The organism is Brevundimonas sp. (genome assembly GCF_035561115.1).
Lineage (GTDB): Bacteria > Pseudomonadota > Alphaproteobacteria > Caulobacterales > Caulobacteraceae > Brevundimonas.
Window position 1 is genome coordinate 1 of the sequence record NZ_DATMYH010000095.1, and the last position, 23,056, is coordinate 23,056.

The 23,056-nt window shown below is 71.0% G+C and carries 20 protein-coding genes; 5 read left to right on the plus strand and 15 right to left on the minus strand.

Annotated features, from left to right (window positions below):
- Positions 1 to 1,521 (plus strand): vWA domain-containing protein (locus VN378_RS12320; RefSeq protein WP_325743870.1); only part of this gene is annotated, 1,521 nt, incomplete at its 5' end.
- A gap of 193 nt (positions 1,522 to 1,714) precedes the next feature.
- A complete protein-coding gene (locus tag VN378_RS12325; protein WP_325743871.1) occupies positions 1,715 to 2,926 on the plus strand; it encodes a winged helix-turn-helix domain-containing protein in 1,212 nt (403 codons plus the stop codon).
- Between the two features lie 224 nt (positions 2,927 to 3,150).
- Here VN378_RS12325 and VN378_RS12330 read toward each other — a convergent pair whose 3' ends face one another.
- Positions 3,151 to 4,644, minus strand: a complete 1,494-nt coding sequence (locus VN378_RS12330) for an aldehyde dehydrogenase family protein (RefSeq protein ID WP_325743872.1) — start codon at positions 4,642 to 4,644, stop codon at positions 3,151 to 3,153.
- 98 nt (positions 4,645 to 4,742) lie between these two features.
- Positions 4,743 to 5,141, minus strand: a complete 399-nt coding sequence (locus VN378_RS12335; RefSeq protein ID WP_325743873.1) for a hypothetical protein — start codon at positions 5,139 to 5,141, stop codon at positions 4,743 to 4,745.
- 166 nt (positions 5,142 to 5,307) lie between these two features.
- Between VN378_RS12335 and VN378_RS12340 the strand changes: the two genes are divergently transcribed.
- From VN378_RS12340 to VN378_RS12350, 3 genes are all read left to right on the plus strand, one after another.
- Positions 5,308 to 5,718 (plus strand): CBS domain-containing protein, encoded by a 411-nt coding sequence (locus tag VN378_RS12340; protein ID WP_325743874.1) that lies wholly within the window; start codon positions 5,308 to 5,310, stop codon positions 5,716 to 5,718.
- 104 nt (positions 5,719 to 5,822) lie between these two features.
- On the plus strand, positions 5,823 to 6,401 hold the full coding sequence (locus tag VN378_RS12345) for a hypothetical protein (protein ID WP_325743875.1): 579 nt from the start codon (positions 5,823 to 5,825) through the stop codon (positions 6,399 to 6,401).
- Between the two features lie 89 nt (positions 6,402 to 6,490).
- Positions 6,491 to 8,899, plus strand: coding sequence for a PAS domain-containing sensor histidine kinase (locus VN378_RS12350; protein WP_325743876.1), 2,409 nt, complete (start codon positions 6,491 to 6,493; stop codon positions 8,897 to 8,899).
- Positions 8,900 to 8,904: 5 nt separating this feature from the next.
- Here the strand turns inward: VN378_RS12350 and VN378_RS12355 are convergent, their stop codons facing one another.
- From VN378_RS12355 to VN378_RS12415, 13 genes are all read right to left on the minus strand, one after another.
- The gene (locus tag VN378_RS12355; RefSeq protein ID WP_325743877.1) at positions 8,905 to 9,417 is read right to left on the minus strand and encodes a periplasmic heavy metal sensor; all 513 of its coding nucleotides are present in this window, start codon (positions 9,415 to 9,417) and stop codon (positions 8,905 to 8,907) included.
- Complete coding sequence (locus VN378_RS12360; protein WP_325743878.1) at positions 9,414 to 9,842, minus strand: hypothetical protein; 429 nt, start codon at positions 9,840 to 9,842, stop codon at positions 9,414 to 9,416. The genes VN378_RS12355 and VN378_RS12360 overlap by 4 nt, the downstream gene beginning before the upstream one ends.
- A gap of 5 nt (positions 9,843 to 9,847) precedes the next feature.
- Positions 9,848 to 10,411: an RNA polymerase sigma factor gene (locus VN378_RS12365; protein WP_325743879.1), complete on the minus strand. Its 564-nt coding sequence runs from the start codon at positions 10,409 to 10,411 to the stop codon at positions 9,848 to 9,850.
- Between the two features lie 65 nt (positions 10,412 to 10,476).
- Positions 10,477 to 11,109 carry an EF-hand domain-containing protein gene (locus VN378_RS12370; RefSeq protein WP_325743880.1) on the minus strand — a complete coding sequence of 211 codons (633 nt, stop codon included), beginning with the start codon at positions 11,107 to 11,109 and terminating at the stop codon, positions 10,477 to 10,479.
- A 68-nt stretch (positions 11,110 to 11,177) separates the two neighbouring features.
- Positions 11,178 to 14,066 (minus strand): bifunctional [glutamine synthetase] adenylyltransferase/[glutamine synthetase]-adenylyl-L-tyrosine phosphorylase, encoded by a 2,889-nt coding sequence (locus tag VN378_RS12375; protein ID WP_325743881.1) that lies wholly within the window; start codon positions 14,064 to 14,066, stop codon positions 11,178 to 11,180.
- Positions 14,063 to 15,469 carry a HAMP domain-containing sensor histidine kinase gene (locus VN378_RS12380; RefSeq protein WP_325743882.1) on the minus strand — a complete coding sequence of 469 codons (1,407 nt, stop codon included), beginning with the start codon at positions 15,467 to 15,469 and terminating at the stop codon, positions 14,063 to 14,065. The genes VN378_RS12375 and VN378_RS12380 overlap by 4 nt, the downstream gene beginning before the upstream one ends.
- A gap of 9 nt (positions 15,470 to 15,478) precedes the next feature.
- A complete protein-coding gene (locus VN378_RS12385; RefSeq protein WP_325743883.1) occupies positions 15,479 to 16,150 on the minus strand; it encodes a response regulator transcription factor in 672 nt (223 codons plus the stop codon).
- A gap of 70 nt (positions 16,151 to 16,220) precedes the next feature.
- Entirely contained in the window at positions 16,221 to 17,768 is a 1,548-nt protein-coding gene (locus tag VN378_RS12390; RefSeq protein ID WP_325743884.1) for a trypsin-like peptidase domain-containing protein, read from the minus strand.
- 108 nt (positions 17,769 to 17,876) lie between these two features.
- Complete coding sequence (locus VN378_RS12395) at positions 17,877 to 18,368, minus strand: cytochrome c-type biogenesis protein (RefSeq protein ID WP_325743885.1); 492 nt, start codon at positions 18,366 to 18,368, stop codon at positions 17,877 to 17,879.
- The gene (locus VN378_RS12400) at positions 18,365 to 20,350 is read right to left on the minus strand and encodes a heme lyase CcmF/NrfE family subunit (protein WP_325743886.1); all 1,986 of its coding nucleotides are present in this window, start codon (positions 20,348 to 20,350) and stop codon (positions 18,365 to 18,367) included. The genes VN378_RS12395 and VN378_RS12400 overlap by 4 nt, the downstream gene beginning before the upstream one ends.
- A complete protein-coding gene (ccmE, locus tag VN378_RS12405; protein WP_325743887.1) occupies positions 20,347 to 20,832 on the minus strand; it encodes a cytochrome c maturation protein CcmE in 486 nt (161 codons plus the stop codon). Before ccmE ends, VN378_RS12400 begins: the two co-directional genes overlap by 4 nt.
- Positions 20,829 to 21,653, minus strand: a complete 825-nt coding sequence (gene ccmI, locus VN378_RS12410; RefSeq protein ID WP_325743888.1) for a c-type cytochrome biogenesis protein CcmI — start codon at positions 21,651 to 21,653, stop codon at positions 20,829 to 20,831. The genes ccmE and ccmI overlap by 4 nt, the downstream gene beginning before the upstream one ends.
- Positions 21,654 to 21,672: 19 nt before the next feature.
- Positions 21,673 to 23,028 carry a hypothetical protein gene (locus VN378_RS12415; protein ID WP_325743889.1) on the minus strand — a complete coding sequence of 452 codons (1,356 nt, stop codon included), beginning with the start codon at positions 23,026 to 23,028 and terminating at the stop codon, positions 21,673 to 21,675.
- Positions 23,029 to 23,056 lie beyond the last annotated feature (28 nt).

Below are 23,056 nucleotides of genomic sequence, written 5' to 3' on the forward strand. Positions count from 1 at the left end.
GTGCAAGGGCAGGTTTCGGCCAACGAGATCGCGGTGACCGGTTCGCGCATCCATCCGGGCGCCCACCAGATCGCGCCCCGCCAGCCGGACACCGAACGCTACCCCGACGCCACGCCCAATCCGGTCAAACGCGTCGCCGACGAGCCGGTCTCGACCTTCTCGATCGACGTCGACACGGCCAGCTATTCCAATGTCCGGCGCTTCATCGACGAGGGCCGCGCGCCGCCCGCGGACGCCGTGCGGGTCGAGGAGATGATCAATTATTTCGACTACGGCTACGACCGCCCGACCTCGGCGACGCAACCGTTCGCGATCAGCACCGCGGTCGCCGCCTCGCCGTGGTCGCCGGGCCGCCAGATCGTCCACGTCGGCCTGCAGGGCTACGAACTACCAGCAGGCGAGCGCCGGCCGCTGAACCTGACCTTCATGGTCGATGTCTCGGGCTCGATGCAGACGCCGGACAAGCTGGCGCTGGCGAAGAAGTCGATGAACCTGATCATCGACCGGCTGCGGCCGCAGGACCGCGTCGCAGTCACCTTCTACGCCTCGGACGTCGGCACGGCGGTGGGGCCGACGCCCGGCGACCAGAAGCTGAAGCTGCGCTGCGCCGTCGAGACGCTGAACGCGGGCGGATCGACCGCCGGGGCCCAGGGCATGGTCAACGCCTATCAGCAGGCGGAGGCCGCCTTCGGGCGCGACAAGGTCAACCGCATCCTGATGTTCACGGATGGCGACTTCAACGTCGGCGTGACCGAGAACCAGCGGCTGGAAGACTATGTCGCCGCCAAGCGCGGGACAGGCATCTATCTGTCGGTCTACGGCTTCGGGCGCGGCAACTACCAGGACGCCCGGATGCAGACCATCGCCCAGGCCGGCAACGGCGTGGCGGCCTATGTCGACGACCTGAACGAGGCGCGGCGGCTGTTCGGTCCGGCCTTCGACCGGGGCGCCTTCCCCATCGCCGACGACGTCAAGATCCAGGTCGAGTTCAATCCGGCCCGCGTCAGCGAATACCGGCTGATCGGCTATGAGACCCGGCTGCTGAACGAGGAGGATTTCGCCAACGACCGCATCGATGCGGGCGAGGTGGGGTCGGGCGCCTCGGTCACGGCCCTGTACGAGATCACCCCCGTCGGCGGTCCGAGCCAGATCCCGGAGCGGCGCTATGACCAGAACCGGGTCGGGGTCGGCGGCGGCGATCCGGACGGCGAGGTCGGCTTCGTCCAGGTGCGGTACAAGCTGCCGGGCGAACGGGACTCGCGGCTGATGCAGCATGTGCTGTCGAACGGCGGCGCGGGCCGGGTGAGCGCCCAGCCGCCAGAGAGCACGCGCTGGGCCATGGCGGTGGCGGCGTTCGGCCAGCGGCTGCGCGGCGATCCATGGATGGCCGAGGGCTATGGCTGGAACGACATCCTGGAACAGGCGCAAGGGGCGCGGGGAGAGGATCCGTACGGCGAGCGGGCCGAATTCGTGCAGATGGTCCGGGCGGCGCAGGGCCTGCCGGCGCGGGCGGCGCCGTAACTGTTTCCTTCTCTCCTCGGGGGAGAAGGTGGGCCGCGAAGCGGCTCGGATGAGGGGGCTCGCCGAGGCCAGAACGGCGACGGCCCCGTGAACTCAACCAGCCCCCTCATCCGTCAGGCTGCGCCTGACACCTTCTCCCCCAAGGGGAGAAGGGAGGCTCGCGCCGGCTATCGATCCCGAATAGCTTCGCCCCGTGACCGAATCCATCAGCCCCAAGACCGCACGCCGCATCGCCCTGGCCGCGCAAGGATTCGGAAGGAGCCGCCCGGCCGCGCCCGGGCGACGCCATGCGCGCGAGGTCGCGCGCCGCCTCGGCGTGATCCAGATCGACAGCGTCAATGTGGTGACGCGGACCCACTATCTGCCCGCGTTTTCGCGGCTGGGCGACTATCCGCGCGAGGCGCTGGAAGCCGAGGCGTGGGGGCCGCGACGGAGCCTGTTCGAATACTGGGGCCACGAGGCGTCGCTGCTGCCGCTGGAGACCCAGCCGCTGTTTCGTTGGCGGATGGAGCGGGCGCAGGGCGGGGCCATGTGGACCGGCCTGTCGCGGTTCGGTCGCGAGAAGCGCGCCTATATCGACGGGGTGCTGGCCGAGATCGAGCGGCGCGGCCCGGTGACCGGCGCGGACTTCGCCCCCAAACCTGAAGAGGGGGGACCGCGCGGGGCGCCTGGCTGGTGGTCGTGGTCGGACGGCAAGCGGGCGCTGGAATGGCTGTTCTGGGCCGGACTGATCACCACGAAGACGCGCAACGGCTTCGAGCGGGTCTATGACCTGACCGAACGCGCCCTGCCCGCCCGGATCATCGACCTGCCGACGCCGCACGAGGCCGACGCCCAGCGCGAACTGGTCCGCATCTCGGCGCGGGCCATGGGCGTGGCGACGGCGGCGGACCTGAGGGATTATTTCCGGCTGCCGCTGGCCGATGCGCGCGACCGGATCGCGGAACTGGTGGAGGCCGGGGAGTTGACGCCTGTTTCGGTGAAGGGCTGGCGGCAGCCGGCCTTCCTGAGCGCAGGGGCGCGGTCGCCGCGCAAGGTCGCGGGCGTCGCCCTGCTGTCGCCGTTCGACAATCTGATCTGGGCGCGCGACCGCACCGAGCGGCTGTTCGACGTGCGGGTCCGGCTGGAGATCTACACCCCCGCCCACAAGCGGGCCCACGGCTACTATGTCCTGCCGTTCCTGGAGGACGAGGCGATCACGGCGCGGGTCGATCTGAAGGCCGACCGCAAGGCCGGGACGCTGCTGGTGCAGGCGGCGTGGCGCGAACCGGACGCGACGGCGGACACGGCGATGCGGCTGGCGGCCGAGTTGCGGCGGATGGCCGGGTGGCTGGGGCTGGAACGGGTGGAGATCGTCGGCAAGGGGGATCTGGCCGGAGCGCTGGAAGCGGCGATCAGTTCGTGACGATTTTGGTCATGGAATCGCGGTGATTTTGACCAGTCGGGCGTGAGGAGAACTGAAGGTTTGCGACGTTTCTCCCTCCCCCCTCGGGGGAGGGTGGTCGCGGAGCGACCGGGTGGGGGCGGCCGAGCAATCCATGACGTCGGCGCTCGCCCTGGCGCAGCCGTCCCCACCCTGTCGTCGCTACGCACCGACATCCCTCCCCCAAGGGGGAGGGAGAAGCGCGATCACACCTCGAACTTCACGCCCTGGGCCAGCGGCAGGCTGGTGGAGAAATTCACCGTCTGGGTCTGGCGGCGCATATAGGCCTTCCACGCATCCGAGCCGGATTCGCGGCCGCCGCCGGTGTCCTTCTCGCCGCCGAAGGCGCCGCCGATCTCGGCGCCCGAGGGGCCGATGTTGACGTTGGCGATGCCGCAGTCCGAGCCCCAGGCCGAGAGAAATTGTTCGGCCTCGCGGACGCTGTCGGTGAAGACGCACGAACTCAGGCCCTGGGGTACGGCGTTCTGCATCGTCACCGCCTCGTCGAAATCGGACCAGGTCAGGACGTAGAGGATGGGGGCGAAGGTTTCGTGCTGGACCACCGCGCTCTGGGCGGGCATGCGGACGATGGCCGGGCGGATGTAGACTCCCTCCCTGTCGATCCGGTCGCCCCCGACGACGATCTGGCCGCCCTGTTCGACCGCCTGCGCCAGCGCGGTTTCGAAGCCGTGCGCCGCCGCCTCGTCGATCAGCGGGCCGACGAGGACGCCGTCCTGACGCGGATCGCCGACCGGCAGGGTTTCGTAGGCCGCCTTGAGCCGCGCGATCAGGCCGTCGGCGATGCTCTCGTGCACCAGCAGGCGGCGCAGGGTGGTGCAGCGCTGGCCGCAGGTGCCGACGGCCGAGAAGGCGATGGCGCGCACGGCCATGTCGAGATCGGCGCTGGGCGTCACGATCATGGCGTTGTTGCCGCCGAGCTCCAGCAGGCTGCGTCCCAGACGCGCGGCCACGGTCTGCGCCACGGCCTTGCCCATGCGGGTCGAGCCGGTGGCTGAGACGAGGGCGATGCGCGGATCGGCGGTCAGGGTCTCGCCGGCCTCGCGGCCGCCGATCACCAGTTGGGAAAGTCCCTGCGGCGCGTCGCCGAAGCGGGCGGCGGCGCGGTCAAAGATCGCTTGCGTGGCGAGAGCCGTCAGCGGGGTCTTTTCGGACGGTTTCCAGATCACCGGATCGCCGCAGACGAGGGCGAGGCAGGCGTTCCAGGCCCAGACCGCGACCGGGAAGTTGAAGGCCGAGATCACCAGCACCGGCCCCAGCGGCTGCCATGTCTCGCGCATGTGATGGCCCGGCCGTTCGCTGGCGAGGGTCAGGCCATACAGCTGGCGCGACAGGCCGACGGCGAAATCGCAGATGTCGATCATCTCCTGGACCTCGCCCAGGCCCTCGGAGACGATCTTGCCCGCCTCCAGCGTGACCAGCCGGGCGAGGTCGTCCTTCGAGGCGCGCAGCTCCTCGCCCAGCAGGCGGACCAGTTCGCCGCGACGCGGGGCGGGCACGCGCTTCCAGGCGTGGAAGGCCGCGACTGCGCGGGCGGCGACGCCGTCGAGGCCGGATGTTTCGGTCAGGGCGCCGGCGCTGGAGCCGTCGACGGGCGAGCGGGTCGTCAGGGAACCGCCCCAGACGGCGTCGTCCACGCCCAGCCGTTGCAGGATGGCTTTCGCCTCATTCGCCGCCGTCATCGTCGTTCTCCGGTTCGAGGTTCGCGGCTTAGCCGCAGAGCCGGACAAACGAAAGGCCGCCCCGTCGCCGGGGCGGCCCTCGGTTCACTTCGCCGGACTTACCAGCGGTCGCGACGCTCGTGGCGCAGCATGGCCTGGATGCGGTCCAGACGGTAGCTCAGGGCGGCGTACTCGCGCTGGCTGATGCGGCCGTCGCGGGCGTAGCGCCATTCCAGGCTGCGGTACTGCTGCATCTCCCAGCTGAGGCGCTGGGCCTCGCCGCGGCTGATGCGGCCGTTGTACGCGACGCGGTTGATCTGCCGGGCGAGGCGCTGGGCGCGGTATTGCAGGTCATGGCCGTAGCCGCGGTCGTAGCCGTAGCCCTGGCCGTAGCCGTAGCCCGGCGAGCCGACGCCGACGGAGAAGGTGACGTTCTGGGCCAGCGCCGGCGTGGCCGTCATGACCGCCGTCGCCGCCAGCGTGGAAAGCAGGGCCTTCCGGATCATGGCGGTTTTCATTGTCGTATTCCTCATCGCTCCGATCCGCAGCGGACCGTGGATGCAGAAAACCATGCGGCGGCTGACACGACCCTGAGAGCCCTGTTGTCTGGCAGTCATCTGGATGAACCGGAACCGGCGGCTGTGGCGGGGGTTTTCACGGCAGCCTCATCCAAGGAGAGACCCGATGAAAGTTCGCGACGTAATGAGCAGGGACGTCCAGGTCGCCCGGCCCGGCGACAGCCTGCAGGAGGTCGCCTCGCGCATGGCGGCGGGCGATTTCGGCTTCATGCCGGTGGCCGACGGCGACACCCTGATCGGCACGATCACCGACCGCGACCTGACCGTCCGGGCCCTGGCCCAGGGCGCTGCGGCCAGCGCGCCGGTGGTGGAATACATCACCCGCGACCCTCACACGGCCCGCGCCGACGACGACCTGAAGACCGTGCTGGACGCCATGGGCTCGAAACAGATCCGCCGCCTGCCGGTGCTCGACAAGGACAGCCGTCTGGTGGGCGTGGTCTCGCTGGGCGACCTGTCGACGCGGGTGAAGGAGAAGTACGCAGGCGAGGCGCTGGAAGACATTTCGCGCGCCTGATCCGGACCGGGTGAGGCGGGCGTTTACCTCTGCTTCACCCTTTCGCGGAACCGGCTGTTCATCCGGGGCGGCGCACTCTGGCCGTTCAGGATCGGGAGTCATGGATGGCGCGCGCGCAATTCCAGAAGGGGCAGAAGGTCTGGGTCGAATGCGTCGGCGCATGGGCCCAGATCGAAAAGGTCCAGCCCGTCTGGGCCAAGGGTTTCGAGGAGCCCGTTCGCGTCACCTATGACGTGGGTCTGGGCCGTGAATTCCTGGGCCATGAACTGCTGCTGCCGACCGAGGATCCCGCCGCCAACACCGGCGAGTCGTGGCGGCTGATGCGGGCCCGCAACAAGTGGCAGACCGCCGACGACTGCCCCCACCACCCCTTTCCGGGCACCTATCCCGTGGTCGTGACCGACAAGGCCGACTGGGGCGGCTGGCGCGTGCCCGGGGCGGAATATGACCGCGACCCCGACCAGATCGAATTCCAGGCCCGCCTGATCGCGGCCTCGCCCCGACTGATGGCCCTGGCCGAACGCCTCGTGGCGTCGGTCGACGAGGCGCCGGACGATGCGCCGCCGGAGATGCAGGAACTGGCCCGGGAAGCCCGCGCGGTGCTGAAGACGGTCACGGATGTTCTGGTCTCGCCGGTCGAGGCCGGGGGCGGCGGCGGCCAGCGCGAAACGCAGGCCGCGTGAAACCGTTGATCGTTCCGAACCAAGGCTCGACAGGAATCCGCGACGCAGCCTAGATTCCCTCATCGACGTCGATTTCTCGGGAGAGCGCCTTGCGGGGCAACGAGCGCCGCATAACCAGCGAGGGACGGCGTTCGGCGGACCGGCGCAAGGGCCCGCCGCCGTGGCTGCGCATCGCCCTGCTGACCGTCACCCTGGCCGTCGCGGCCTATGTGCTGTTGTTCGCGCGTGAAATGGCCCGGCCGGGGCTGGAGGCCGACGCCCTGCGTCTGAGCGCCGTCGACCGCGAGGCCCGACTGCTGGCGCTCGATCTCGAAAGCCGCATCGCTCCCGTGCAGGCCGCCGTCCGCGCCGCCGCCGGCGCCGAGTCTCCCGGAGAGATTCTGCAACGCGCACGCGCCGCCGCACCGGACGGCGCCTTCGCCATTCTGGACGGGATCGGACGACCGGTTGCGATCACCGGCGGAGACGCCCGGCTGTTCGCCGCCTCGCCCGGCCGGCCGCGCCTGTCCGCCGATGGCCGCGCCGTCCTGATCTCCACGCCATTGGCCGGAGGGCGCCGGCTGGTCGGTCGTGCGCCCTTGCCGTCGTTGGCGGCCCAGGACGGCGTCAACCGCTCGATCCTGTCTGCACCCGACACCATCCTGACCAGCGCCCGGATGGACGCGGCCGCACTGGGCCTGTCGGCCGCGCCCGTGGCCGCCAACGGCCGGGGAGTCACCCTGCGCGACGACGGGCGGGCGATCCGTCGGACAGGCGCGCGAGTGGGCGACACGGGCCTGATCGCCGTGGCCTCGACGCCGGTCACCGTGGGCGCCGACGCTCTGCTGGACGATGTATGGGTGCTTACGGCGCCGGTCGGCATCGGCGCGTTCGTCGTCCTGCTGGCGCTGCTGCTGCAACGCCGTCAGCAGGGCATCAGCCGGGAGTGGGCGGCGTCCGAACAACGGTTCCGCGGGGCCGTCGAGGCGGCCCGGTGCGGCGTGTGGGAGTGGGACACCGAGACCGAACTGGTCACCATATCGGACTATATGGCCCAGCTGATGGGACTGGAGCAGCGCGGCGCCGTCACGACCGACGAGATGATGGCCCGGATCCACCCGCGCTATCACGAGGCGGTGCTGCACGCCCTGCGCCAGGCCCAGACCTTCGGCGCCTTCGACGTCAGCTTCCCGGTGTCCGACAGCCAGGGCAAGGCGCGCTGGATCGACGCGCGCGGCCAGGCCCGCGGCGACCGCGGCGACGACGGCTTCACCAGCGTGCTGGGCGTGGCCCTGGACACGACCGAGGCCCGCCGCGCCAAGGCCCAGGCCCAGGCGGCCGAAAGCCGGCTGCGCGACGGGATCGAGAGCGTGTCCGACGCCTTCGTCCTGTTCGACAAACAGGGGCGGCTGATCCTGTCCAACCAGGCCTTCCAGGACGCCTTCGGCTTCGAGGAGGGCGTCGTCCGCCGCGGAGCCTTCAAACAGGACCTGAACCGGATCGCGGCCCTGGCCATCACCTCGGACCAGCCGGCCACGGGCGGCAGGGCCGGGGCGCGGGAGATCGAGCTGAATGACGGGCGCTGGCTGCAGCTGGTCGAGCGCTTCACCTCGGACGGCGGTTCGGTGGTCACGGCGGCGGACATCACCGCCATCAAGCGCAAGGAAGCCGAGCGCCAGCGGGCCACCGAACGGCTGCACGTCACCATCACCGAACTGGAGGACCGCGAGGAACGGCTGTCGCTGCTGGCGCGCAAATACGAGGTGGCCATGACGCGGGCCGAGGCGGCCAACCAGGCCAAGTCGGAATTCCTCGCCAATATGAGCCACGAGCTGCGAACCCCGCTGAACGCGATCAACGGCTTCTCGGAAATCATGGCCGGCGAGATGTTCGGTCCGCTCGGCGACCAGCGGTACAAGGGCTATGCCGCCGACATCCTGAGGTCGGGCCAGCATCTGCTGAGCCTGATCAACGACATCCTCGACATGGCCAAGATCGAGGCCGGCAAGCTGACGCTGCACTATGAAACGGTTTCGCTGAAGGAAGTGGTCGAGGACGCGACGCGGCTGATGCGCGGCAGGATCCAGGAGGCGGGCCTGAATCTGGTGGTCGACGCCCCCGAACTGCCCGAGATCGACGCCGACTATCGCGGCCTGAAGCAGGTGATCCTGAACCTGATTTCCAATGCGGTGAAGTTCACGCCCGAAGGCGGCGATATCGTCGTGGCCCTGTCGCGCGAGGACGACGATCGGGTGCGGGTGGCCGTGACCGACACCGGCATCGGCATCGCCGAAAAGGATCTGGACCGGCTCGCTCGGCCGTTCGAGCAGGTCGAGGGCCAGCACTCCAAGACCACCCAGGGCACGGGCCTGGGCCTGGCCCTGACAAAGTCGCTGATCGAACTGCATGGCGGCGTGCTGACCATCGCCAGCGAGCCCGGACGGGGAACCACGGTCGGCTTCGTCCTGCCGATCCGGCGGGCCGACGGCGGCGCCACAGAGCAGGCCCGCGCGGCCTGAGCCGGTCAGCCGGCGGGAGCCGGGGCCCTTTTCTGGCCGTCGCTGCGCACGACGCCGCGGCCGCGGCGAGTCAGGATTTCCGACAGGGCCCTGCGGTCGGCGGGCTCCAGCGTGTCCAGCACGGCGACCGCGTCCGCCTCCAGCCGGGCGCGGCCCCGAAGCTCGGCTTCGCGCGACTGCGCCAGCAGGGTGGCGACCCGGGCGCTGTCGAAGGCCTCGGACGAGGCGATCCCGACGGCCTCGCGCCGCTTCTGGCGGGCTTCCTCAAAATCGGGACGGGCGGCCAGGGCCGAAGCGCGCAGGGTGTCGCGGACCCGGTCGCGGACGGCCGGATCCAGCCGGCCGATCAACTGCATGGGCGAGCCCGTGCGGGGCGGACGGTGCTGCGCCTCGACCCGCTTCTCGACCTGGGCGCGGGTGACGAGCAGGCTCGCCCCGGCCGCAACCGCGAACAGGTTCAGGGCTACCGAGACGGCCAGGGCGACCCCCAGGCCGATCGTCAGCGTTCGGGACGTCATCCCAGCACCTCGGTGTCATCCACGCCCATCAGCGACGCCTGATACAGGACCGCGTCGGCCTGGACGTCGGCGGTCAGGTGGGTGGTCATCATGACGCCGGCGGCCACGCCCGCGCAGGCCGCGACGGCCCAGCCGGCGCCGAGCGCCAGAGCCAGACGATCCAGCCAGCGGCGACCTTCGCGCCGGACCGCCAGTCCAGCCCCGGTCGCCGAGGCGATCACGCGATCGCGCAACGCCGCCGAAGGCCGGGGCGCGCGCGACAGGTGCAGCAGGGCGTCGACCGCATCCGCCTCGGCGAGGGCGGCGCGCGCAGTTTCGGGATGGGCCGCGGCGAAGGCCTGGGCCGCCGAACGCTCGCCTTCGGGCCAACGCCGCGCGTCGGCGCCCCAGGCGGCGACAAGGGCGAGAAACCGTTCCGACGTCATCACTCTCACACTCCTTCAGCGCCCGGCCGGATATCGGCCAGGGCCAGTCTCAACGCCCGCCGTCCACGTGACAGAAGGCTTTCCAGCGCCTCGACGCTGATCTCCATCAGGGCCGCGGCCTCGATATTGGTCAGCTCCTGACAATGACACAGGACGACCGCCTCGCGCTGACGATCGGGCAGACGGGCCAGCGCCGCATTCACCCGCGTTCCCACGTCCGCCGCCAACAGGCCCCGATCCGGCGACGGCCCGTCGTCGGGCCGGTCCGGCGGGGAGTCCGTCGGGACCTCGCGCCGCCGGCGCAGCCGGTCGTAGCAGAGGTTCAGGCCCACCCGGTGCAGCCAGGTGTCGAATCTGGCCTGGCCCGGCGTCCAGCGGGGCGCCTGTTTCCAGGCCCGAAGCATGGCGTCCTGCGCCACGTCCTCGGCCTCGGCCGCATCGCCCAGCATGCGCAGGGCGAGCGCCAGCATCCGCGGCAGCTTGCGCGCCACCATGGCCTGAATGGCCGCGGGATCGCCCTGACCCACGCGGCGCACCAGATCCTCGTCGGGGTCGGCGATCAACGCCAATCCGGCCCTCTCCCGTCGTTCGCGAAAGGGTCAGCCGGTCCATGACCGCCGTCCCTGACACCACCCTACTCCGAAGCGGGCGCCGGAGACGACGCCTGCCTTTGGGCCTGCCGGGCGGCGCGGCGCTCGGTCATGCGTTCACGACGCTGTTCGCGCATCGCCTGCATCCCGGCCCGGCGTTCCGCAGCGGTGAGGAAACCGTCGTGGTCGGCGTCGAGACGGGCGAAGGCCTGCTCGGCCTTGCCCTGCGCCTGGGCGATCGGGATCGGACCGCGAGCCTCCATGTGCTGGCCGCGATGACCCGCGCGGCCCGGACCGCGATGCATGCGGGCCGCGCGTTGCGGACGCGCCTCGGCCCCGGCCGCACGCCGGCTGTCGAATTCGGCGCGGCTGATGGAGCCGTCGTTATTCGCGTCCAGGCGCTGGAAGCGGGTGTCCGCCCGTTGGGCCATGCGCACCTGGGCGACCGCGCGCATTTCTTCGGGCGTGACCGAGCCGTCGCGGTCGGTGTCCGCGGCGGTCAGGCGTTGAACGCGTCGGCCGACGAATTCGGCCTGGCTGATGCGGCTGTCGCCGTCGGCGTCGGCCCGCAGGGCGCGCGGCGCGGGAGCCGGAGCCTGCTGCAGGGCCATGGCGGCGCCGCCTGCTGTGGCGAAGGTCAGGGCGGCAAGGGCGCCGGCCAGAAAGGTCTTTCTCATCACGACAATCTCCATGGCCGCCCAACGCGGCCGCTTTTCCCTGTCTGGAGAATGAAACGGAGACCCGGTCAGTCTCCGTCGCGGACGGCCGGCAAGGCGGTTTCGAAGGCGGCCCGCGCCGCGATGCGGGCCTCGGCCAGACGCGCCTTCAGCGTCCCGAAATCGGCCACGCCCGCCGCCTCGGCCAACCGACGCTGGAATCCCTCGGGTTCGTGATCCGGATCGGGCTTGTCGTCGAAGGCGGCGCTGAGAATCTGGTTCAGCGCCTGCTGCAGTCGCCAGGCCGCCGCCAGGGCCGGATGATCCGACAGAGCCTCGAGCGTCGACACCGTCAGCCGGCCGCCGGCCGCGGCGCCGGCCAGCTGCCCGGCCTGGGCGACGAACTCCGCATCGACCTGGCCGCCGGGCGACAGTTTCAGATCCCAGGCGCCGTGGCCCGGCCGCTCGCGAGCCATGAGGTCGCGCATGCGACGGGCGTCCGCGGCCACATCCACCCCCGGGCGCGGCCGGCGCAGGATGGCCTCGATCGCCGCCTCGACCCGGCCCCCGAACGCGGGATCGTCGGCCCAGACCACCCGGGCCCGCGTCAGGGCCATGAACTCCCAGGTGTCGGCCTCGGCGGCATAGTAGTCCTGAACCGCCGCCAGCCGCAGGGACACCGGTCCCTTGGCCGCTCCCGGGCGCAGCCGCATATCGACCTCATACAGTCCGCCTTCGGCGGTATGCGCCGACAGGGCCGCGATCAGCCGCTGGGTGAAGCGCGAATAGAAGACGCCGGGAGCCCAGCCCTTGCCGTCCGAGACGGCGTTCTCCGGCGCGTCGTATACGGTCATCAGGTCGAGGTCCGAACTCGCCGTCATCTCGCGCGATCCCGCCTTGCCCAGGGCGATCACGGCCACCGCTCCGCCGGGCAGGGCCCCGCCCTGACGCGCGGCCTCGGCCATGGCGGCCGGAGCGAGGGCGGCGATGATCGCGTCCGCCACGGTCGTACAGGCGCGCCCCGCGGCCTCGGGATCGGCGCGGCCCGTCAAGGTCTGGACGCCGATGCGGAACATCTGCTCGCGATGCATCCGCCGGGCCACGTCCAGCGCGGATTCGAAATCCGGCGCCGCGGCGGCGTCAGCCAGCAGCTGCTCGACGAGGCCGGAATCCTCGTCGATGACCCGGGCGAAGCGGGCGTCCAGCATGCTGTCCAGCGCCGCCGGATAACGACCCAGGGTCCGCGCCAGACGGGGGGCGAAAGCCATCACTCCGACGATCTGCTCGAACAGCTTCGGCTGGGCCAGGAACAGGGCCTGGACCTGCACGCCGGCGCTGAGTCCGGCGAAGAAGACCGCGAACCGACGGAAGGCGGCGTCCGCGGCGCCGGTATCGGCCAGCGCGGTCAGCAGGCGCGGGGCCAGGCGGGTGAACAGTTCGCGCCCGCGCGCGGACCGGGTCGCGGGGATGCGTCCGTGATGCCAGCTGCGAATCGTGTCGGCCACGCCCGACGGCTCGGCGAACCCCATGCGGGCCAAGGTCGACAGGGTCTCGGGATCGTTCTCCACGCCGGTGAAGACCAGCGAGCCATAGGGCGACGACAGCGCCTCCTCGCCCTCGAACAGCTCGCCGTATCGGCGGTTGACGCCGACCAGCAGGGCCTCGACCCGGGCGTCGAAAGCCGCCAGATCGCCCTCGCCGTCCAGGGCCGCGACCGCTGCGCGACGGATCGGATCCGTCGGAAGCGTATGGCTCTGCTCGTCGTCGAGCATCTGCACCCGGTGTTCCAGCCTGCGCAGGGCCCCATAGGCTCCGGTCAGTTCCGCGCAGGCTTCGGCGCTGACATGGCCGGCGTCCCGCAGCAGGGCGAGCGCTTCGACCGTGCGGGGATTGCGCAGGACGGGATCGCGGCCGCCCAGGATCAGCTGCTGGGTCTGGGCGAAGAATTCGATCTCGCGGATGCCGCCCCGGCCCAGCTTCAGATTGGCGCCGGCCGCGTCCAGCCCCTCGCCGGTCTTGTGGACGTGGATCTGCCGCTTGATCGACTGGATGTCGAGGATGGCGGGAAAGTCCAGGCTGCGCCGCCAGATGAAGGGCGTCAGGGCCTTGAGGAAGTCGCGCCCCGCGCCGATGTCGCCCAGCATGGCGCGGGCCTTGATGAAGGCCGCCCGCTCCCAGTTCTGGCCGACGCCTTCATAGTAGGACAGGGCGAAGGGCACGGCGACGACGGGCGGGGTCGAGGACGGATCGGGCCGCAGCCTGAGGTCGACGCGGAAGACATAGCCGTCGCCGGTCCGCTCCTGCATCAGGGACGACAGGACCTGGGCGGCGCGGTCGAGGAATTTCTGCGGCTCGACGCCCTCGGCCAGGGCGGCTTCCAGCGTCTCCGGCTCCCAGAACAGGCTGATGTCGATGTCGGAGGAATAGTTCAGCTCGAAGGCGCCGTGCTTGCCCATGGCGAGGCCGAACAGACCGGGGATCGGGCCGCGCGGATCGTCGGGCGCCGAGATCAGCTTGCCGCGTTCGCGCTGGTCATGGGCGACCGCACGCAGGGCGGCCTGGGTCGAGACATCCGCGAACCGGCTGAGGGCGGCCGTGACGGCGTCCAGATTCCAGACCCCGCCGAGATCGCAGAGCGCGGTCAGAAGATGGAGTTCGCCCTTCAGCCGGCGCAGGGGCGCACGGACATCATCGGCCCCGCCGGTCAGGGCTTCGGTCGCCGCGAGAATGGCGTTCAGCCGGTCGTCCGGTCCGTCCTCCAGCACCGCCCGCAGCCGGTCGGGCCAGCGGCGGGCGAGGCCGAACAGATAGGGCGAGGCGGCGAACGCGGGCGCGAGCGCCAGCCACGCCGCTTCCAGCGTTGAGGTCCAGCCCGCCTCGATGGCGGCTTCGGCCAGACGCTCATGGGCCCGGGCGGCGGCGGCGGCGTCGACGACAGGGCCGCAGGCGCCCAGGCGCGGGCCCAGGGCCGGGTTCATTCCGCCGCCGGCAGGATCAGCGCCACCCGCAGGCCAGGTCCAAAGCCGCCGTAAGCGCCCGGTCCCTCATCGAGAACGATGCGCCCGCCGTGCGCCTCCATCACCGCGCCGACGAGAGACAGGCCCAGGCCCGAGCCGGCCTCGGTGCGGCTGTTGTCCAGGCGTACGAAGCGCTCGATGACGCGTTCGCGGTCGTCCTCGGGCACGCCCGGACCCGTGTCGGTGACCGAATATTCGATCTCGCCCGACGACCGCCGCCGGGCCCGCAGCATCACCGCGCCCCCGGTCGGGGTGTATTTGATGGCGTTGTCGATGATGTTGGCCAGGGCCTGGGCCAGGAAGGGCTGGTTGCCCTCGACCATCAGGCCGCGCTCGATCTCGGCCGAGAACTCCAGCCCCTTGTCCTCGCTGGCGGGCCCGTACAGTTCGGCCATGTCGGCGGCCAGGTCGGCGGCGTCGAACACCTTCGGGTCGGGCGTGCGGCCCGCCGCCGCCTGCAGCCGGGCGATGGCCAGGACGGTGTTGAAGGTCTTCAGCAGGCTGTCGGCCTCGTCCAGCGCCAGCTGCACCGCGTCGACGCCGTCGATCTTGCCGGCCTCGGCGTCCATCAGGGCCACCTCCAGCCTGGCGCGCATCCGGGTCAGGGGCGAGCGCAGGTCGTGGGCGATGGCGTCGCCGGCGTGCCGGATCGAGGCCATCGAGGCCTCCATCCGGTCCAGCATGGTGTTGAGGCCCGCGCCGAGCTCATCCAGCTCGTCGCCCGAATTGCGCACCGGGGCGCGCGCCTTGAGGTCGCCTTCCTGCACCGCCGTGACGACCTTGCCGAGCCGGCCCATGGCCCTTTCGAGATTGCGGCTGACCAGAATTCCTCCGGCCAGGCCCAGCAGCAGGACGATGCCCATGGCCGCCCACAGGGCCTGGGTCAGGCGGGCCAGATAGGCTTCGGTGTCGCTGAGCGAGGCGCCCACGAGCAACATCTCGCCCCCGGACAGGCGCTGCTGCACCCCGCGCACCTGCGGCCGGGTGACCCGTCCTTCGGCGTCGGTGTCGGTGAAGGGGAAGGTGATCCATTGCCGGTCGCCCTCCATCTTCTCGATGGGCGAGATGCTGAGGCTGCCGGTCACCCGGCTGCCGTCCGGGTTCATCAGGAGGTAGACCAGCGAACTTTGTGTCAGCGACCGGTCGATCAGGGCGCGGTTCAGGGCGTCGAAACCGCGCTCGTTGTAGATGCCGGTCAGCACCTGCATCTCGCCGCGCACGTCGCGCTCGGCCTTGGTCCGCGCCTCGGAGGCCGAGGCGAAATAGACCCAGGCCAGGATCGCGCTGGCCGCCGCCGCGAACAGGGCGAGGAACAGCAGCGTCAGCCGGAAGGGCGTGCGGCGAAGGAGGGAGGGAAGTTTCACTGGCGGCCGTCAGGGCTCCAGCCGATAGCCCGCCCCGCGCACGGTCTGCAGCATGGCGTGATCGAAGCCCTTGTCGATCTTGGCGCGCAGGCGGCTGATGTGGACGTCGATGACGTTGGTCTGGGGGTCGAAATGGTATTCCCAGACCTTCTCCAGCAGCATGGTGCGGGTCACCGACTGGCCGGCATGGCGCATCAGGAATTCGAGCAGCTGGAACTCGCGCGGCTGCAGGTCGATCTCCTGGCCGGCGCGGTGCACGGTGCGTGCGATCAGGTTCATCTCGAGGTCGCCGACCTTGAGCATGGTGGCGACGCTGCCGGTCTCGCGGCGGCGCGACAGGGCCTCGACGCGGGCGATCAGTTCCGAGAAGGCGTAGGGCTTGACCAGATAGTCGTCGGCCCCGGCCTTCAGCCCCGTGACCCGGTCCTCGACCTCGCCGAGGGCGGACAGGAACAGCACAGGGGTCTGATCGCCGTCCTTGCGCAGGGTCTCGACCATGCCGATGCCGTCGAGGCGCGGCATCATGCGATCGACGACATAGACGTCGTAGCCGCCCTTCTGGGCCTCGAGCAGGCCGAAGGCGCCGTCGACGGCGTGGGTGGGCTCATGGCCCGCCTCTGTCAGGCCCCGGACCATCGCGGTCGCGGCCTCGGCGTCGTCCTCGACCACCAGAATACGCATGGAATCAGCCCCTCAGATGCGGAATCGCCGCCGATGTTAGCGCATCGGCGGCGATGGGGGCAGTTACCGGTTATTCAGGTTTCGGAAGGTCGTAGGCCAAGGGCCGATTGCCCGCTGGGGTCCAGACCAGCAAGAACAGGGAGTCCTGACCGGCCGACCGCGCAGCCTGAACAGCGGCCTGGAATTCCGCGACGGTCGTGATGGGCGCATTGCCCGCCCGGAAAATCACATAGCCGGGCAGGAAACCTTGAGAGGGCCCGCGACCCGGCTGGGTCACGACCACGCCGTTGACCGCCGCCGGCACCTCGTAGCGTTGGCGGAGGGCAGAGCTCAGGGGCGCGACGGTGATGCCGGCAACAGCGACGCCGGCCTGTGACGGAACCGCCTCCTCGCTGTCCTCTTCCAGCCCGCCCCGGCCTGCATCGAGATCGGCCCGCGAAGGACGCGTCCCCGAGCGTACGACGACGGTTTGCCGGCGGCCGTCCCTGAGAAGCTCCAGCCGCAGGTTATCGCCCGCGTTGGCCTGACCGACGCGGCGGGTCAGCGCGCTGGAGCTGACGACCGGGTCGCCGTTTAGCGAAACGACGACATCGCCGGCCTGAATGCCGGCGCGGGCCGCCGGTCCTCCCGGCGTCACGCTGTTCACGAGGGCGCCGCGAGTCCCGACAGGAAGGCCCATGCCCTCGCGGAACGGATCAAGATTGCCGATCTCCACGCCGAGGTAGCCGCGCTCGATCGTCTCGCCGCGCATCAGGCGGTCGGTGATCGGCTTGGCGACCGTGGCCGGAATGGCGAAGCCGATGCCGACCGAGCCGCCCGTGGGCGAATAGATGGCGGAGTTCACGCCGATGACGCGGCCGTAGATGTCGAAGGTCGGGCCGCCCGAGTTGCCCCGGTTGATGGCGGCGTCGATCTGCAGATAGTCGGTGTAGGGCGTGTTGTTGTCGACCTCGCCCCGGCCCTGCGCCGAGACGATGCCCGCCGTGGCGGTGCCGCCGAGGCCGAACGGGTTGCCCACGGCGATGACCCAGTCGCCCACGCGGGGCTGGGCCGTTTCCTCGAAATTGACGAAGGGGAAGTCGGTCCCCTCGACCTTGATCACGGCCAGGTCGGTGTCCTCGTCACGGCCGATCAGACGGGCCTCGAGCTCGCGCCCGTCGGCCAGCTTGACCATGATCTCCGTCGCGTCGGCGACGACGTGGTTATTGGTGACGATGAAGCCGTTGGCCGCGATGAAGAAGCCCGAGCCGGCGCCCAGGGCGGTGGCGCCGCCCTCGCCTTCCGCTCCGTCTTCACCTTCCGGCGCGCTGTTCGGGTTCGGAATGGCGAAGGGCGTCCCCGGGATCTGGATCATGTTGGGTCGCGCGATCCGCGTCTTGACGTCGATCTGCACCACGGCCGGCGCGACCTGCTGGAAGATGTCGGCGAAGCTGAGGGGCGCGCCCTGGGGCGGGGCGAAGGCCAGCCCTCCGCCTGCGTTGGGCGCGAGGCGGCCGCTGACGCCGGCGACGGGGCCTGCCTCGGCGGCCGGCCAGTCGATCACCCCGCCCGCGGTGGCCGCGGCGGCGAAGGCGAGGCCGGCGACGGCCCCCAGCATGAATTCCTTGCGCTTCATCATGGAGTTCTTTGCGATCCTTTCGGGCGTGGAGCGGCCCGTTTCGACAATGAATATAGGACAGTGACCCGTTTCACCAACGCATCGCGCGATGATAGGTCCCGGCAAACGTCAGTCGTCAGACGCCTTTGCGTCAGGATCGCGGCGATCCGCCTGCGAGGCGAGAATATCCGCCAGCCGAGCCTCCTCGTCAGGCGAAAGCGCGGCGATTTCCTCGCTCCGGCGGCGCGAGAGGACCAGCAGGCCCGCGCCGACCGCCAGCAGGGCTGCGAGGGGCCCGAACCACAGCAGCCAGGTCCCGGCCCGGACCGGCGGTCTGAACAGGACGAAGTCGCCGTAGCGGCGCACCAGATCCTCCCGGACCTGGGCGTCGGTGCGGCCGGCGGCGATCTCCTCCCGGACCAGCCGGCGCATGTCGGCGGCGATGCCGGCGGGGCTGTCGGCGATGGCCTCGTGCTGACAGACGACGCAGCGGATGTCGGCGAACAGGGCCCGGGCGCGGGCCTCCTGCGCGGCGTCCGGCAGGGGCCTGTCGGGCGCGGGCGGCGGCTCGGCGGCCATCAGGCCGACGGCGGCCAGGGCGATGAGCAGGGCGCGCTTCACGGCGCGGCCCTGCGTTTGCCGACGCCGAGCCGCAGCCGCCGGTCCGCCAACGACAGGACAGCGCCCAGCGCCATGATGGCGGGTCCGAGGAAGATCAGCCGCGCCCACGGGTTCCACCACACGCGCACGGCCCAGGCCGGGGCTCCCGCGGCGGTCTCGCCGCGCTCGCCGAGCACGACATAGACGTCGTCCAGACCCCGGAAATCCAGCCCGACCTCGGTGGTGGTCTGGCCGCCGGCGGGGAAGAAGCGGCGCTCGGCCGTGACGATGCGGGCCGCGCCCCCGTCATGCAGCGATACGGTCAATTTGCCTTGCTCGGCCAGATAGTTGGGGCCTTCGACGATCCGTACTCCGTCCAGCCGCACGCTGTAGCGTCCGGCCGTGACGGTCTCGCCGACGGCCACGGTCCGGGCCGATTCGACGCGGTAGCCGGTCTCGACCACCGCCCCCAGCACGAAGACGCCCAGGCCGGCGTGGGCCAGGACCGTGCCCCACGCCCCCAGCGGCAGTCCGCGCGCGCGGCGCACGCTTTCGGCCAGGCCGACCCGGAACAGACGGATGCGCTCGGCGATCTCGGCCAGGGCGCCGAGCACCAGCCAGCCGCCAAGACCGATTCCGGCGGCGGACAGGGCCTTGCGCGGCTCGAACGCCATCCAGCCCGCCAGCGCGGCCAGAATGGCCAGACCGGCGGCGACGGCCAGACGCTGTCCCACGCCCTTCAGGTCGCCGCGCTTCCAGGCCAGCAGCGGCCCTGCCGGAAGGATCAGGAAGGCGACGGCCATAAGGGGAACGAAGGTCAGGGCGAAATAGGGCGGACCGACCGAGATGGTCGCGCCGTTCGCCGCCTCGAGGATCAGCGGATACAGGGTGCCCAGCAGCACGGTCGCGCAGGCCGCGGTCAGGAACAGGTTGTTCAGCACCAGCGCGCCCTCGCGGCTGACCGGGGCGAACTGGCCGCCGCCCGTCAGACGGGGCGCCCGCCAGGCGAACAGGGCGAAGGCGGCGCCCGCGGTGACGCCCAGGATGGCCAGCAGCATCAGTCCACGCTCGGGATCCACGGCGAAGGCGTGAACGCTGGTCAGCACCCCGGAGCGCACCAGGAAGGCCCCCAGCATTGAGAAGGTGAAGGCCTGCAGGGCGAGGAAGGCGGTCCAGCCGGCCAGAGCTCCGCGCCGCTCGGTCACCACCGCCGAGTGCAGCAAGGCTGCGCCGGCCAACCACGGCATGAAGCTGGCGTTCTCGACCGGGTCCCAGAACCACCAGCCGCCCCAACCCAGTTCGTAATAGGCCCAGAAGGCGCCCAGGGTGATGCCGACGGTCAGAAGGGCCCAACTGGCCAGGGCCCAGGGCCGGACCCAGCGGCCCCATGCCGGCCAGAAGCTGGCGTTGGCCCGGCCCTCGATCAGGGCCGCCACGGCGAGGGAGAAACAGACCGAAAACCCGACGTAGCCCGCGTAGAGGAACGGCGGATGGAAGGCGAGGGCCGGGTCCTGCAGCAGGGGATTCAGCGATGCGCCCTGGAAAGGCGCGGGGTTCAGCCGCTCGAAGGGGTTGGAGGTGAAGACCGCAAAGGCGAGGAACAGCACGCCCAGCAGCCCCTGCGTCGCCATGGCCGAGACCTTGAGGCCGAACGGCAGGTTGCGGGCCCGCGCCAGGGCCGCGCCGAACACCGTCAGCACCAGACACCACAGGACCAGCGAGCCCTCGTGGCTGCCCCAGGCGGCCGCCACCTTGTAGAGCATCGGCTTGTCGGTGTGGCTGTTGGCCGCGACATTGGCGACCGAAAAGTCCGACGCGGCGAAGGCGAGGACCAGCGCGCCGAAGGCGACGACGACGGCGCCTGCGGCGGCGATGGCCGCGCCCTGGGCCGCGCCCGCCAGCACAGGACTGCGGCGCATCCGGCCGGCGGCGGCCATGATGGTCTGCAGCGCCGACAGGACAAGGGCGAGGATGAGGGCGAAGGCGCCCAGTTCGACGATCACGTCGCCGGCGTCCGGGGGGCGGCGAGCGCGTCTTCAGGACGCCATTCGCCCCGGGCTTTCAGCCGTTCGGCCACCTCGCGCGGCATGTAGGTCTCGTCGTGTTTGGCCAGCACCTGGGTGGCGCGGAACGAGCGGTCGGGCAGGAAGGCGCCTTGCGCGACTACGCCCTGCCCCTCGCGGAACAGATCGGGCAGGTCGCCCTGGTAGACAACGCGCGTGGTCGCGACATTGTCGGTGACGGCGAAGGCGACCTCGCCATCCGCGCCGCGCCGGACGCTGCCCGCCTCGACCAGGCCTCCCAGACGGACCACGCGGCCCGCCGGAGCCTTGTCCGCCGTAGCCTCTGACGGCGAAAAGAAGAAGGTGACGCTGTCGCGCATGGCGTACAGCGACAGGCCCACGGCCAGCGCCAGCACAGGCGCGACGGCCGCGACGACCCACAGGCGGCGGCGCGCCTTGGGCGACCTGGGAAGCCAGCTCATGCGCCGCTCTCCATGGCCGCGATCCGTGTTTCGAGACCGATCCGGCGCGGGTCGGCGGGATCCAGCGCGGCGATCAGCGGGTCCCACATGGCGCGTACGCGGGCGGCGTCGCCGCGCGCCATGGCCGCCTCGCCGAGGAAATAGCGGGCGCCCAGTTGACCGGAATCGCGCCGCAGAGCCTGGACGAAGGCGGCCTCCGCGTCGCCGTCCACCCTGCCTTCGTTGGCGCGCACGAGGCTTTCGCCCAGCCGCGCCCAGCTTTGTGCGTCGTCCGGCTGCAGGGTCAGGGCCCGCCGGAAGGCCGAGGCGGCGCCGATCGGATCGCCGGCCTCGAAGCGGGCGGCGCCCAGCATGGTCAGGGCCTGATGGTCGTCGGGCCGCTCGCGCACGACCCGGGCCGCGACGGCGGCGATCTGCGGCGCCTCCAGCGTGTCCAGCTCGGTCGCCCACTGGTCGACGCGCCGCTCCCAGGCCTGATCCGGCAGACCCGGGGCTCCGAAGGCGGCATAGAGGCCCAGGGCCGCCGCCGCCGAGGCCGCAACACCGGCCAGAACCCAGAACCGGTCCCCGGGTCCGGCCTGCACGGGCGTCGCCTCGCGCGTCGCTGACAGAATACGCCGGCCCGCCTCCGCCCGGGCGGCGGTCCAGCCGGCCTCATCCAGCAGGCCGCGCGCCTTCAGCCGGTCGAGCTCGGCCAGTTCGGCTCCCGCGGCCAGGCTGGCGACGCCTTCGCCGGCGTCGGCTCCGCGCCGCGCGCCGGCCAGCACCAGCAGGCCGGCGAGCGCCGTCATCAGGGCCGTCATAATCCAGAAAACCGTCATCGCCGCGCGATGTACCCGATCAGGCGGCCCGCGACGAGGCCTCGCCGCTCCTTAAGGGACCGCCCGAGACCGCGGCCCGACGCCGCACTGTCCGGGCCGCCTCTGTGGCGGCGATCAGGTCCAGGCACTGGGCCGCGAAGGCCATGACCTTCATCGCGCGGGCCTCATCGGGCGCCTCGCCGTCATTGATCATGCGCAGCACCTGATCGGCATAGTCCGTCAGCCGCCCCGTGAGGGCCTCGACCAGGGTCTTGCGGTCCGCCTCGCAGCCGAAGGTCGAGGCCGGGCCCCGCACCGAACCCACCAGCCGCAACAGGTTGCGCGCGGCCAGAACGGTTTCGCCGTCGATCGGCGCATCCAGTTGCGGGGCCTTGCGGGTCATGCGCCCCGCGATCTGGACCCGTTCCATCGGCAGGGCCTGATCCACGGCCTTGTCCGCGGCCCGCAGCAAGGCCGACAACCGGCCGGCGATCATGACGCGGCCGTCGCGCACCGACTTGCCCCAGAGGCTTTGCGGATTGAGGGTGAGGGTCACGTCCAGTTCGCCCAGCACGTTGGCGCACCAGGTCAGGTCGGCGATGACGTCCTTGACCTGGGCGATGTCGGCGGCGGGCTTGAAGGCGGCGATCCGGGCCGCGCGCAGGTCGACGCCGGCGATCAGCCGATCGACGAACCCCGCCAGTTCGGAGGCGCTGAGGAAGCCTTCCTGGTCCACTGCACACGAGGTCTGGGTGACGATACGCAGGATCAGGACAGCGTCGTCGAGGTGGGAAAACAGGATTTCGAGCACCCTCTGGGCGCCATCGAGACGAATGCCGGCGCAGTCCTTGAGCATCAACCGCAGTTCGGCCACCTGGTCGCCGTCCGGGCGCTTCAGCCAGACTTCCAGCGACGCCAGGCCGCGCCGGGCCATGTGGGCCAGATCGAGACAGGCGGCCAGATCGTCGAGGCCCGCCAGCCGCGCCGGATCCTGGCCGCCGGGCCAGATCAGGTCGGGCTGGTCGCGCACGATGGCGGCGGCGGCCAGGCAGATGCGGTCTGCGACCATCACAGAGGGTTCTTCCCCGTCCAGACGGGGCAGCAGGTCGGGTTCCCGGGCGCTGGCCGCCTTCCACAGGCGGGCGAGAACGGCGGGGGGGAAGGTCATGGCCGCGACGCCGTCGGCCCGGGTCCGGAACATCGGGATCAGGGGGGCCATGACGAACTGACGGCGCACGCGGTCGCGCTGCTCGTCCGCCAGCATCATGCGCAGTTCCGCCGCCCGACCACCCGGCAGGGGCGCGACGGCGGAGGCCACGGTCTTGAGCATGGCGTCGGGGCACCGCTCAAGCATGGCGGCGAGTGCGACTTTGTGGGCGACGGTCAGCCCCGACATTCAGCGTTCCCAAGGCCGGAAGACGCCC